At 36.3% G+C, this 13,984-nt stretch carries 15 protein-coding genes; all 15 read left to right on the forward strand.

All coding sequences use genetic code 11. The features are described from left to right. The first annotated feature begins 9 nt into the window (after positions 1–9). Complete coding sequence (locus AC220I_RS10020; RefSeq protein ID WP_486723699.1) at positions 10–135, forward strand: flagellar basal body-associated FliL family protein; 126 nt, start codon at positions 10–12, stop codon at positions 133–135. A 107-nt stretch (positions 136–242) separates the two neighbouring features. After that, a complete protein-coding gene (gene fliM, locus AC220I_RS10025) occupies positions 243–1,250 on the forward strand; it encodes a flagellar motor switch protein FliM (protein WP_486723686.1) in 1,008 nt (335 codons plus the stop codon). After that, complete coding sequence (gene fliY / locus AC220I_RS10030) at positions 1,243–2,367, forward strand: flagellar motor switch phosphatase FliY (RefSeq protein WP_486723687.1); 1,125 nt, start codon at positions 1,243–1,245, stop codon at positions 2,365–2,367. Before fliM ends, fliY begins: the two co-directional genes overlap by 8 nt. A 19-nt stretch (positions 2,368–2,386) precedes the next feature. Further along, positions 2,387–2,749: a response regulator gene (locus AC220I_RS10035; protein ID WP_069876578.1), complete on the forward strand. Its 363-nt coding sequence runs from the start codon at positions 2,387–2,389 to the stop codon at positions 2,747–2,749. A 9-nt stretch (positions 2,750–2,758) separates the two neighbouring features. Continuing rightward, positions 2,759–3,160, forward strand: a complete 402-nt coding sequence (locus AC220I_RS10040; RefSeq protein ID WP_486723688.1) for a flagellar biosynthetic protein FliO — start codon at positions 2,759–2,761, stop codon at positions 3,158–3,160. Continuing rightward, positions 3,147–3,941 carry a flagellar type III secretion system pore protein FliP gene (gene fliP, locus AC220I_RS10045; RefSeq protein WP_486723689.1) on the forward strand — a complete coding sequence of 265 codons (795 nt, stop codon included), beginning with the start codon at positions 3,147–3,149 and terminating at the stop codon, positions 3,939–3,941. Before AC220I_RS10040 ends, fliP begins: the two co-directional genes overlap by 14 nt. A gap of 9 nt (positions 3,942–3,950) precedes the next feature. Beyond that, entirely contained in the window at positions 3,951–4,220 is a 270-nt protein-coding gene (gene fliQ / locus AC220I_RS10050) for a flagellar biosynthesis protein FliQ (RefSeq protein WP_486723690.1), read from the forward strand. 11 nt (positions 4,221–4,231) lie between these two features. Continuing rightward, complete coding sequence (gene fliR / locus AC220I_RS10055; RefSeq protein ID WP_486723691.1) at positions 4,232–4,990, forward strand: flagellar biosynthetic protein FliR; 759 nt, start codon at positions 4,232–4,234, stop codon at positions 4,988–4,990. Between the two features lie 20 nt (positions 4,991–5,010). Further along, positions 5,011–6,099 carry a flagellar biosynthesis protein FlhB gene (flhB, locus tag AC220I_RS10060; RefSeq protein WP_486723692.1) on the forward strand — a complete coding sequence of 363 codons (1,089 nt, stop codon included), beginning with the start codon at positions 5,011–5,013 and terminating at the stop codon, positions 6,097–6,099. Between the two features lie 14 nt (positions 6,100–6,113). After that, entirely contained in the window at positions 6,114–8,153 is a 2,040-nt protein-coding gene (gene flhA, locus AC220I_RS10065; protein WP_486723693.1) for a flagellar biosynthesis protein FlhA, read from the forward strand. Then, entirely contained in the window at positions 8,153–9,343 is a 1,191-nt protein-coding gene (gene flhF / locus AC220I_RS10070; RefSeq protein WP_486723694.1) for a flagellar biosynthesis GTPase FlhF, read from the forward strand. Before flhA ends, flhF begins: the two co-directional genes overlap by 1 nt. Positions 9,344–9,363: 20 nt before the next feature. Next, complete coding sequence (locus AC220I_RS10075; protein WP_486723695.1) at positions 9,364–10,230, forward strand: MinD/ParA family protein; 867 nt, start codon at positions 9,364–9,366, stop codon at positions 10,228–10,230. Positions 10,231–10,239: 9 nt separating this feature from the next. After that, positions 10,240–10,974 (forward strand): flagellar brake protein, encoded by a 735-nt coding sequence (locus tag AC220I_RS10080; protein ID WP_486723696.1) that lies wholly within the window; start codon positions 10,240–10,242, stop codon positions 10,972–10,974. Beyond that, a complete protein-coding gene (locus AC220I_RS10085) occupies positions 10,975–12,042 on the forward strand; it encodes a protein-glutamate methylesterase/protein-glutamine glutaminase (protein ID WP_486723697.1) in 1,068 nt (355 codons plus the stop codon). Positions 12,043–12,047: 5 nt separating this feature from the next. Then, positions 12,048–13,984, forward strand: a 1,937-nt coding sequence (locus tag AC220I_RS10090) for an Hpt domain-containing protein (RefSeq protein WP_486723698.1), incomplete at its 3' end; no start/stop codon positions are given.

Here is a 13,984-nt window from a genome sequence, read left to right on the forward strand (position 1 = left end):
TCGGCTGATATTGATAAGCCAAACGGCAAGCAAAGAATTAGAGATCGAATTAAGGAAATGGTTATTGAAGTCTTGGAATCAGATGAAGAGACCATTACAGATGTTTATATTCAACCTTTTATTGTTCAGGGCTAAAAAAAAATTAAGATTTGCCGATAATAGTAGTGAGAGTGTATTTTTTATACTATAAGTAGTGTTTTAAATGAAATAACAATAAATCTGCAGAAAAGGGAGGTGAGGATATGTCTGATGTTTTGTCGCAAAATGAGATAGACGAACTACTGGCCGCGCTTAGTACTGGTGAAGTTGACGTTAAGGACATCGAAGAGGAGAAAAAGGAGAAGAAAGTCAGAAAATATGACTTTTCAAGACCTGACAAATTTGCCAAAGATCAGCTTAGAACTCTGGAAATTATTCATGAAAACTTTTCTAGACTCCTCAACAACTTTTTATCAGGTTACCTCAGAACCTATATTGAGGTAGATGTAATATCTGTTCAGAGTTTGATTTATACTGAGTTTAGCAACTCTATTTCAAACCCTGCTATCTTGGGTATAATTGATTTTGCACCTTTTAATGGTCAGATCATTATTGATGTTTCCTCAGATATTGCCTACGCCATGATTGAACGTGTTCTTGGGGGCTCTGGTAAATCACCTTCTTCAAATAAAGAAAGCCGCTCTTTAACGGAAATAGAGATGACTTTGCTTCGAAATATTTTGATCAAATTCATCAACCTCCTAAAAGAACCATGGGGTAATATTGTAGAGCTTAGACCAAAACTGGAAAACATCGAAACCAATTCACAGTTTGCTCAAATTGTTTCCCCAGCAGAATCTATAGCACTTGTAACCTTTAATATTCATATAGGTGATACTGAAGGGATGGTCAATATTTGTATTCCTCACTTCGTAATTGAACCTATACTACCAAGCTTAAGTTCTAGACTTTGGTTTGCAACAAGTAACAAAAAGGAAGTGACTGAGGCTGAGAGAGATGCCCTTGAAACCGGTATCGGTAAATCTATGTTAAGTATGAAAAGTATCGTAGGTGGCTCAAATATCTCTGTTTCAGAACTATTAAATCTTCAAAAAGGGGATATTATTTTACTCAACAAAAAAGTAGATGATCCACTTGAAATATATGTTGAAGATAAACTTAAATTTCATGGTAAACCTGGTATCAAAAAGAAAAATGTTGCTGTAATGATTACAGACGTTATAACGGAAGGGGATGAAATTGATGACTGATATGCTTTCGCAAGAAGAAATAGATGCTTTATTAGGTGGTGGTAGTAGCAGTACATCTGATAATACAGCAGTTTCTCAGCTAACTGAAGAAGAAATAGATGCGATTGGTGAAATTGGTAATATAAGCATGGGAACAGCCGCAACGACTCTCTTTACCTTACTTAACAAGAAAGTAACCATAACAACACCAAAAGTTTCTGAAACGACAATGGAAGGACTTTCAGAAGAATTTATCAGTCCTTCAGTACTTATTAATATTACCTATAAAGTGGGAATTGAAGGCGTAAACTTTTTGATTTTACATGAAAAAGATGTTAAAATTATAACGGACTTAATGATGGGTGGCGATGGTACCAATATTTCAAACGAGCTTAACGACCTTCATTTAAGCGCTATTGGTGAAGCGATGAATCAAATGATCGGTTCATCATCAACATCGCTATCTGAAATGTTAGGTAAAAAAATTGATATTTCACCACCAGAAGCCTACCATGATAAGATTTCAGAGTTAGATTATACGCAATTCGGGGTATCAAAGTCTGATAGAGTGGTTAAAATTGCTTTTAGAATGACAGTTGGGGACTTAATTGATTCTGAAATTATGCAAGTTTTACCAGTTGATGTTGCCAAACAAATGGTGGCTACCATCATTAAGGGTAAATCTGAGCCTGAACCGGAACCTGTTCCTGTTAGTAAACCGCTTCCAAAAATGGAAGAAGAAAAGGTTTCTCCTAAACAAGAAGCACCGAAGCCTCAGTATTATTATGAAGAAGATGACAGAAAATCAAACCTTTCAAATGAAAAAGTAAATGCTATTCCTTTGCAGTTTGAAAATTTTGATGGCAATTCTGCTCAAATGTATTATAATAATGATATAGAACTTATCAGGGATGTTCCGCTTGAAATTACTGTGGAACTTGGTAGAACTGGTAAAAAAATCAATGAAATTCTTGATTTCGGAGTAGGAACGGTTATTGAGCTTGATAGACTTGTAGGGGAACCTTTGGATGTACTTGCAAATGGCAAGAGAATCGCAAAAGGTGAAGTCGTCGTAGTTGATGAGAATTACGGTATCAGAATAACCGATATTATCATACCTAAGAGAATCACTGAATAATTATTAAGGAGGAAACGATATGGCTAATACAATATTAGTTGTTGACGATGCAGCATTTATGAGGATGATGATCAAGGATGTCTTAACTAAGAATGGTTATGATGTTGTTGGTGAAGCAGAAAATGGTCAAAAAGCTATTGAAAAATATAAAGAATTGAAACCTGAACTGGTTATAATGGATATTACAATGCCAGAAGTAGATGGTATTCAAGCTGTTAAGGAAATCAAAGCTTTCGATCCAAATGCTAAAGTTGTTATGTGCTCCGCTATGGGTCAGCAGGCAATGGTTATTGAGTCGATCCAAGCCGGCGCTAGAGATTTTATCGTCAAGCCGTTTCAAGCAGATCGTGTAATTGAAGCCGTTAAAAAAGTGTTAGGATAGGTGATTTACGTGTTTGGCAAATTCACCTATTCTGCCATTCTTTCAAAAAGTTACGAGACTGATAACTTCTGGTTTGCCTTGAAGTATTTTATCGTGATATCAATCTTAATATATTTTTTATGGATATTCTCTAAGTTTATAACTAAAAAGAATTATATCTCTTTGAAAGACCGTAAAGTTAAGGTGTTAGAACGTATAGCCCTTTCAAATGATAAGTTTTTGCTTTTAGTGGAGCTGGAGAATATTTTTTATTTTATAGGGATTGATAAAAATGGTATGTATCTCATGGATAAACGTGATGATTTAAAAATAGAATCATTTTTAAAGGATGAGCAAGCGACTAACAGCAAGTTCGCAGAACAATTAGAAAGACTTTTAATTAAGAAGGATAAAAAAAATGACGATCAGTAAGAGAAACTTAAATAGAATTGATCTACATCTCAAATTGCTGTTATTGTTTTCAATTGTATTTGTATTCATATTTTCTCTAAACGCATCTTTTGGAGAAACAAATATCGGGCTTCCGGATATTAACGTCACTGTGTCAAGTGAAAATGGAGATGTTCAAGTAGCAAATAGTATTCAAATTCTATTGATGCTTACGGTTTTATCTCTAGCACCTTCAATTTTGATGATGATGACGTGTTTTACAAGGATCATTATCATATTGGGGTTCATACGTAGAGCCTTGTCTTTACAGTCAACACCGCCAAACCAGGTATTGATTGGACTGGCTTTATTTTTGACGTTTTATATTATGGCACCTGTTTTCAATGATGTATATGAAAATGCATATCTTCCTATGCAAGAAGGCACTGTAACCTTAGAACAAGCAGTTGATATAGCGAAAGAGCCTTTTAAAGACTTTATGCTACGTCAAGTGAGGTCTAAGGATTTAGCGCTTTTTTTGGATATAGCAGATGTCGATAATATAAGTTCAAACGCAGATATTCCAATGACAGCTTTAATTCCTGCCTTTGTAATTAGTGAATTAAAATTGTCTTTTGAGATTGGATTTCTTATATTTGTCCCCTTTATCGTGGTGGACATGATTGTTGCATCGACGCTAATGGCGCTCGGGATGATGATGCTACCACCAGTTATGATATCGCTACCGATTAAGATATTGCTATTTGTAATGGTGGATGGATGGCATTTAATAGTTGAAAAGATTATATTGAGTATAAGGTAGGTGTGGCAAGTGACTGAAGGTATGATTATAGATTTGTTTTCAGAAACCATTAAGGTCATTCTTCTTCTTGCGGCACCAATGCTGCTAGGGGGACTTCTAATTGGTCTTATCATTGCCATTTTCCAAGCAACGACGCAAATTCAGGAAGCGACACTTGCATTTGTTCCTAAAATCGTTGTGGTATTTTTGATTTTAATTTTAACAGGATCATGGATCATAAATTCCCTTATAGAGTTTACGAATAATGTTTTCAGTATGATTGATTTGATCATTTATTAGTGGGGTTAATCATGTCAATTCCTTTTTTTGATATCATTTTGATATTTGCAAGAATAGCGGGACTCATTTATACGGCACCTATTTTTGGAAGCCGAAATTATCCAGCGCAAATCAAGATTGGATTTGTTTTATTTTTGTCCATAATTTTATTTCCCCTTATTCAATCCAACATCCTATATGACGTCTCAAGTGCCTATCAAATCTTTTTTTTGATTGTAAATGAAGTGCTCATAGGCGTGTTTATGGGCTTAATATTAACCATGTACTTTGGTTTTATTTATTTTGCAGGAGATTTAATTGATAGGGATTTGGGTTTTGCAATGGTCAACGTCGTTAACCCCCTTGATGAATCTCAGATTGCCATTACATCAAACTTGTTTTATATCTTTGCAATGTTGATATTCTTGCAGCTTAATTTCCATCATGAAGTTATCACGGCACTTGTTGTCTCCTTCGAAAAAATCAAACTGGGAACGCTTTTTTTTAGTGTGCCTTCGTTTGATATATTATTGGATATAGTTGAAGAATCCTTTGTTTTAGGATTTCAGCTTGCATCGCCCTTTGTCATAACCGTTTTAATAGCCAATATCATCTTAGGCTTATTATCAAAAGCAATGCCTGGGATGAATATTTTTATTTTGGGGATGCCATTTAAGATATTTTTTGGTTTTTTACTCTTTATTATTCTAATGCCATATTTTTACGAAATATTTGCTCAAATTTTAGGAGATGGCTTCCGATACATTGTTCGTTTCTTTAATCTATTTTAAATGGAAAAGCTGAGGTTGATATGATATTAAAGTTTAATTTACAGTTATTTTCAGAAGAGAAGACCGAACAACCTACCTCCAAAAAACTCAGTGACGCAAGGAAAAAAGGTCAAGTTGCGCAGACCAAGGATTTACCAGCTGCGGTTGGCCTCTTGGCTGTATTCTTTATGTTGTCCTTTTATGGTCAATATATGGTTGATCAGCTCTTTGGATTTATGCAAATGACAGCTGGATACATGGAATCACCTGAAGCTTTTTTTTCAGGGGGGGATATCAAAAATTATCTTGACGAGACCTTGATGTTCATTTTGAAGGTTTCGTTACCATTATTAGGTGTTGCCCTCGTTACAGGTGTATTTATGAATGTGGTACAAGTTGGATTTTTGTTTACGCTTGAACCCATACAGCCTAAACTCGAAAAATTGAGCCCACTTAAAGGACTCAAAAACATGTTTTCCACCAAGTCTCTTTTTGAACTTGTAAAATCACTTACAAAAGCTTCCTTGTTGCTATATGTGGCCATATCATATGTCAGACAGCATCTTAGAGAGTTAATTTTAGTTTTGGAACTTGAACCTCGACAAACAATTCTTGTCATGTGGAACATCACTTATGGCTTGGTAATTCGATGTGCGGTTTTTCTTTTTATCATCGCCATCTTCGATTTCGCCTATAAGAAATGGAAAAACAACAAGGATTTGATGATGTCAAAGCAGGAAATTAAAGACGAGTACAAGCAAAGCGAGGGAGATCCTCAGCTAAAGGCCAAGATCAAAGAAAAGCAAAGAGCTTTTGCCATGAGCCGAATGATGCAGGAAGTTCCAAAAGCGGATGTTATCATCACTAATCCGACCCATTTTGCGGTGGCACTCAAGTATGACCAGTCAGTCGGATCAGCCCCCCTTGTTATTGCCAAGGGGCAGGATTTAATTGCACAAAACATAAAAAAGGTCGCAGGCGAACATGATATTCCCATTGTCGAAAACAAACCTTTAGCACAATCTTTATATAAAACAGTTGAAATAGGTGAGTTTATTCCAACAGACTTGTATGAAGCAGTTGCAGAGGTCTTAGCATACGTATATAATTTAAAGCAAGAGAAAAAATAATAGGAGGCCTATAAATGCGTTTTAGTGACGTGATAATGGCTTTATTAGTAATTGTCATTATATTAATGATTATTATACCGGTACCATTGGGATGGCTGGATTTTTTCCTGGCATTAAACATTTCATTGGCGCTCACGATATTGGTGCTTTCAATGTTTGTAAAAGAAACACTGGAATTTTCAGTGTTTCCATCGATACTCTTAATTACGACGCTTTTCAGACTTGCGCTTAATATATCAACCACGCGTTATATTCTCTCTACTGGTAAAGCAGGGGAGGTCATTGACACGTTTGGTAATTTTGTTGTCGGTGGAAATGCGATAGTCGGTTTTATCATCTTCCTGATTATCGTCATCATTCAGTTCCTCGTAATCACAAAAGGTTCTGAGCGTGTTTCCGAGGTCGCTGCAAGATTTACACTTGATGCAATGCCAGGTAAACAGATGGCTATTGACGCGGATTTAAACTCAGGCTTGATCACAGAGGCGGATGCCAAAGCCAGGCGAAAAAAAATCCAAAGAGAAGCCGATTTTTATGGGGCCATGGATGGTGCCAGTAAATTCGTAAAGGGAGATGCAATTGCAGGCATTATCATCACGGTAATTAATATTGTTGCTGGGTTTATGCTTGGTGCCTTCTTTATGGGGCTTACGCTGGCGCAATCTATTCAAAAGTTTACGCTTTTAACTGTGGGAGACGGCCTTGTGAGTCAGATACCTGCACTGATGATTTCAGTTGCAACGGGTATTATCGTAACGAGGGCGGCATCTGAGTCTAACCTCGGTACGGATGTCTTATCTCAACTTTTTGCTCAATCAAAGGTCCTCTACATAGTAGGGGCTGTTCTTATGCTTATAGGAATCGGAACACCACTGCCTAATTTCCCCTTCGTCACAATCGGAATTGCAATTATTTTAAGTGCCATTAGATTAACTCAAGATAAAAAAGAACTTGAAGACCAGGCTGAACTTGAAGAAGAACAAGCAGAGGCAAGAGGTGAAGATGATATTCGGAAACCGGAGAACATTATTCCCTTATTGCAAGTGGACCCCATTGAACTTGAGTTTGGTTACGGCATTATACCACTTGCTGATCCAAACCAAGGCGGAGACCTCTTTGATCGTTTGGTGATGATTAGGCGTCAAATTGCCCTTGAAATGGGTGTTGTGGTGCCGATGATAAGACTTCGAGATAATATTCAACTGGACTCAAGTGAGTACCTTATTAAGATTAAAGGAAATGATATCGCAAAAGGCAATATTGTCTTTGACCACTATTTGGCCATGAGTCCAGGTGTTGTCGAAGGTGATATTGATGGTATAGATACGGTTGAGCCTGCTTTTGGGCTCCCTGCAAAGTGGATTCGATCTGATTTAAGAGAGAAGGCGGAACTTTTAGGTTATACTGTGGTAGACCCGTCCTCAGTTATATCGACACATTTAACAGAAGTTATCAAAAAGCATAGCTATGAACTCATCAATAGAGAAGATGTCAAGCAGCTTATTGAAAATATTAAAGAAAATAACTCGGCACTTATTGAAGAGCTCATGCCAAGTCTGATGTCACTTGGTGATATCCAGAAGGTTTTATCGAATTTGTTGAAAGAATTTGTATCCATTAGAGACTTGGTGACCATCTTAGAGACGCTTGCCGACTATGCAAGATCTACAAGAGATGTGAATATACTAACGGAATACGTTAGACAGCGACTCTCTAGACAGCTCTCAAAGACATATTTTCCTTTTGGTAGAGCAAAAGTGGTGACACTAGAGCAAAGTCTTGAAAACATGCTCATGGAAGCCATCGAGCAAAATGAAAATGGCACATATCTCTCAATTGACCCAATGACAAGTCAAAACATCATTACGAGTTTGGCACAAGAGGTTAGAACGCTTATGCAGTTGGGTGAGCAGGCTATCGTTGTGACGGCACCAATTGTGAGATTTTACTTCAAGAGAATGACGGAGCAGTCTATTCCGGAATTAGTAGTTTTATCCTATAATGAAATAGAATCAGATATTGATATACAATCTGCAGGGATGGTGAGTATTTAATGAAAGTAAAGCGCTATTTAGTCAAAGATATGAATGAAGCCATGATTAAAATTAAAAGTGAACTCGGAATGGATGCTGTTATTTTGAATACGCGGAAAATTAAAACCGGCGGATTGTTTAAGTTTTTCAAAAAACCACTCATTGAAGTTGTGGCGGCGATTGATGAACCCTTAATTCAGACTTATTCTGATGTTACAAAACCGCAACCTGTAAAGGAAGAGGTCTTTATTAAGCCTAAGGAAGTTGTGATAGAAAAGCCAGTGGAAGAGGTTAAGCCTCTTGAGGCTGTTCCGTCAATCGCACCTGTCTCCAACAGTGAAGTTCTTGAATTAAAACAGATGGTTACAGAACTCATCAAGAAGGTTGAGAATATCGAACATAAGGCGCCACAGCAGAAGGATATTTCTTATATTGATTTCTTAAAATCACTCGATATTCAAGAATCTATTGCTAAAAAAATCATGGATATCGTTCAGCGACAGATTAGCTTAAACGATAAAAACCAAGATGCCATTTTAAATGCCATGAAGGTCATTACAAAGGAGTATCTTGGCGATATTAGGTCGATTGACACCGACCCGCTTCTAAAGCCAAATATTTATATGTTTTTGGGGCCAACAGGTGTTGGAAAGACAACGACACTTGCTAAAATTGCCGCACGCTTATCACTGATCGAAAATAAAAAAGTGGGTCTAATTACGGCTGATACCTATAGGATTGCAGCCGTAGAGCAATTAAAGACCTACAGTGAAATATTAGGAATTCCACTTGAAGTGATCTATGAGGCAGGTGAGCTTGAAGATGCCCTTCATAAGTTTAAGGATAAGGATTATATCCTAATTGATACAGCAGGAAGAAGCCACAAGAGCAAGGAACTTAAATCAGATTATGACGAACTCGTTAAGTATTTAAAATCTGTTCAAATTTTCCTCGTTATGAGCATGACGACGAGCTTCAAGGATATGAAGAGCATCATCGAGTCATATGGCTTTTTAACAGATTACCGTTTGCTCTTTACAAAGCTTGATGAAGCAACCTCTTATGGAAATATATTAAACATAAAGGTGTTGACTGGAAAGGCCTTATCTTATTTTGCTATCGGACAAAGTGTACCAGATGATATAGAATTGGCAGATAAAGATAGAATAGTGAACTATATTTTTGACAATGATGATGATAATGATAAATAGGATTTTCATGGTGGTGAAATATGATGGATCAGGCACAGAAATTAAGAGATATCGTTCAGGAAAATTCATCTGAATCAGCAAACAAGCATGATGCTAGAATTATTACGGTTTCAAGTGGCAAAGGGGGCGTTGGTAAAACGAACTTCACGGTTAATATGGCCATAGCACTTGCCAAGCTCAATAAGCGCGTAACAATCATAGACGCCGATCTAGGGCTTGCCAATGTTGATGTTCTTTTTGGAATTGTTCCTAAATATAATTTGTCTCATGTTGTAAAAGGTGAAATACCTGTACAAGATTGTATTTTTAAAGGACCCTATGATATTAATATCATATCGGGTGGATCGGGGATTATGGATCTTATAGACTTGGATCAAAATCAACTCGAAAAGTTAATTCATTCCTTGCTCTACTTCAATGATGTATCTGACTACATTCTAATTGATACAGGTGCAGGTCTAAGTAAATCGGTGCTTTCATTTGTGGATGCCGCATCGGATATTATTGTTGTGATTACGCCAGATCCGACATCGATAACAGATGCCTATGCCCTTATTAAGAATATCGTCAAGGAAGATGATAAGAAAATCAAATTGATCATCAATCGCGTGGATTCAAATGAAGAAGGCGATGAAGTGTTTAATAAGCTTGAACAGGCTGTTTCAAAATTCCTAAGTAAAGAACTTGAAAACATGGGCTATATCTTTGAAGACTCTAACTTAAAGAAGGCAGTTAGGAAGCAAATGCCAGTACTTGAGGCTTATCCAAGAGCAATTTCAAGCAAGGGTATTGAAAATATTGCCTACAATCTTGAGAATAACAGCAAGTATGTCAAAAGCGCCCACAGTTTTAAAACGTTTATCAATAAACTAATTAATAAGATTTAGGTGGTTTAAATGAACAATTTCTCTAAATATCTGAAAGTTGCAGATGAAGTAGATATAATGATCTTTAAAGACAATAATGAGTCTATTACGCTCAAATGTTTTGTCTATGAAGTCACCAGTGATTCGCAAATCATTTTATCGAATCCTGTGTTCGAGGGACATCTCTATCCCCTCGATAAAAGTTATGTTTACTACTTTAGATTTTATATAGAAAATATGGGTATGTATTTATTCAAAGGCACTATGAAGGACCGCGTTAAATATGATAATTTACCGAGTGTCATCATAAATCTTGCATCTGATATAAAAAAAATCCAAAGACGCAAGTTTTTCAGAGTGAGTTTAATGTCACATGGTAATTTAATCTTCGAAAAACACCTCTCAGAAGAAGAAATTGCACAGATGAAGCAAAAGATGCTCGCTAAGTTTAAAAATGAAAAAGACATTCTTATCGATGAAGTCATCCATGAAAAAGTTCCTTTTGATACCTTGGACTTAAGTGGTGGCGGTTTAAGAATATTAATCAAAGAGTCATATGAATTAGGCGATTATCTAGAAGGCGAGTTCAAAATTAGTGGTGATTGGGTAAAATTTAAGGGCGAAGTCACAAGAAATGAGAAAAAAGATGATTATAGGTATGAAGTGGGTATAAAATTTCTAGAGATTGATGCTAATACTCAGTCTAAAATTGTCGCATATGTATTCGAAATTGAAAGAAATCTCATAAAAAAAGGGTTGATGTAAATGAAAATTAAAGTATTGGTAGTAGACGACTCTGCTTTCATGCGAAAAGTAATCTCAGATATGATTGAATCAGATGACAGCTTTGAAGTTGTAGACGTTGCTCGAAACGGTGAAGAAGCCATAGAAAAAATAAAGAAAAGTAGACCTGATGTGGTGACCTTAGACATTGAGATGCCTAAAATGGATGGTCTTACAGCTCTTAAAATTATCATGGAATCTAATCCATTACCGATCATTATGTTAAGTAGTTTGACTAAAAAAGGTGCTGATGAAACCTTAAAGGCACTTGATTTAGGTGCGTTTGATTTTATAACAAAACCTTCCTCACTCATCAAGGTATCTACTCCGGAAATGAAAGAGGAACTCCTACAAAAAATTCGTTTCGCAAGTCGGACCAAGGTATCTAAACCTGTGATCCTAGAGAGACCAAAACCATTTATCTCCGCAAAACCTCAAAAGCCTGTTTCTACCACTAGACCTGAAGGCAATTCAAGATTTAAAAAACTCATTGCCATTGGCACTTCAACTGGTGGTCCTAGAGCACTTCAAGAAGTAATTCCTTATATTCCTAAAGATATTGATGCTGGTATATTAATTGTTCAACATATGCCACCTGGTTTTACCAAATCACTTGCTGAGCGCTTGGATACCATGAGTCAAATAAGGGTTAAGGAAGCTGAGGACGGTGATGTCATCCTGTCAGGCTGGGCATATTTGGCACCTGGAGATAGTCATATAAAAGTATATAAACAATCAGGTCAATTTATGATAAAATTAGATAATGGGGAACGCGTTAGTGGACACAAGCCATCTGTAGATGCTATGATGTATTCAATAGCGGATTTAAATGATCAAAATGTTATTGGGGTCATCATGACAGGTATGGGCGCTGATGGTGCAGAAGGACTCAAATGCGTTAAGGATAAAAAGGGCTATATTATCGCACAAGACGAAGAAAGCTGTGTTGTGTTCGGTATGCCTAAGTCAACTATTAAACTTGGGGTTGTAGATAAGGTGGTTAGCCTTTCTAATATTACCAATGAAATTATGAAAGCCATGGAGGTGTAGTGCATATGGATATGAGTCAATACCTAGAAATATTCATCGATGAATCCAAAGAACATTTGCAAACTATGAACGAAATATTACTTGATCTTGAAAAAAATGCCGAAAATTTAAGTTATTTAAGTGAAATTTTCAGGATCGCACATACATTAAAAGGCATGTCAGGCACAATGGGGTTCACGAAAGTTGCTGATTTAACACACAAAATGGAGAATGTACTCGATTTGGTTAGAAATGGGGAACTTAAAGTAACGAGCACAATTGTCGATGTACTTTTTGAATGTTTTGATGCACTCGAAGAATATATAGACAATCTTGAAAAAACAGGTAATGAGGGAGATTTAGACTCTTCTCAATTGGTAATAAAACTTCAAAAAATTGCAGCTGGTGAAGAAGCTGAAGCATCATCACCAACACGTGAAGCCTCTCCAAAGGTTGAAGCAACTAGACCAACAAATGATGATGAGTTCAATATCTCAATTAATGATGTGGAAAGTATCATCAGCAAAGCACTTGAAATGGGCGTGAAGCCTTATTTAATCAAAGTTGTATTAGATAAAGGCTGTATGCTGAAAGCAGCACGTTCTTTTATTGTCTTCAACACACTTGAAAGATTTGGTGAGATTATAAAATCATATCCACTTGCTGAAGAAATTGAAGATGAAAAATTTGACGATTCATTTGAAATTCTTTATTTTTCAAAACTTGATGAGCACTACACCAAAAGTGAACTCATGAAAATATCTGAAATAAGCAATGTTATTGTGATGCCTCTATCTGAGCTTGACCTAATTGAGCATGAAAAACACGAAGATGTCGAAATCGATATTGAAACTGCTGTTGCTACCGAAGAGTCAAGCAAATCGAAAGATGACAATGCTCAGGGTAAGGATAAAGGCAAGACATCAAAAACCGTTAGGGTTGAAATTGGTCGTTTGGATAATTTGATGAACCTTGTAAGTGAGCTTATTATCATCAAAACGAGACTTGAAGATTTAGACACTTCATCAAATAAAAACAACATGAATGAAGCAATCGAATATCTTGAGAGAATCACAACCAGTCTTCATGATGCGGTTATGAAAGTAAGAATGGTTCCTGTGGAAAGAACTTTCAATAGATTCCCAAGACTCGTGAGAGACCTTTCTAAGGATCTTGGCAAAAATATTAAATTGTTCATGTCAGGAGAAGAAACTGAAGTTGACAGAACTGTAATTGATGAAATCGGCGATCCGTTAATTCATTTAATTAGAAATTCACTTGATCATGGTATTGAATCACCAGATGAGCGTGTTAGAGCTGGTAAAGATGAAACTGGATTTGTTGCACTACGAGCTTACCCAGATGGTAACACAGTTGTCATTGAAGTTGAAGATGATGGTAAGGGTATCAATCCTGATATCATCATGAAAAAGGCTATTGAGAAGAAAGTAATTACCAAGGATGAAGCTGAAAATATGAGTGAAAAGGAAATTATCAATCTTCTTTTCAATGCTGGTTTCAGTACTGCAGACAAGGTAACGGATATTTCAGGCAGGGGCGTTGGTCTTGATGTTGTTAAATCAAAAATTGAGGCAATTAACGGTACTGTTGAAGTGATTTCAACACTTGGTCAAGGCAGCAAATTCGTCATTAGATTACCACTTACGCTTGCTATTATTCAAGCCTTAATGGTAAATCTAAACGAAGAAAAATATGCAATTCCACTTAACAACATTAAAGAAATCACGACGATTGAAACAAGCAACATCACTATGGTTCAAGATCAAGAAGTGGTTCTCTATAGAAATAAAACACTTCCTATTATTAGAATGAAAAACGTCTTAAATATTGATGAGGGTCAGGAAGATTTATCTGAATTGATCGTTGTTATTGTTAAAAAAGGTGAAGTTGAGGCAGGTCTTGTTGTTGATAGCTTAATTGGTCAACAGGAAATTGTTATCAA

This window comes from Fusibacter sp. (assembly GCF_057447755.1).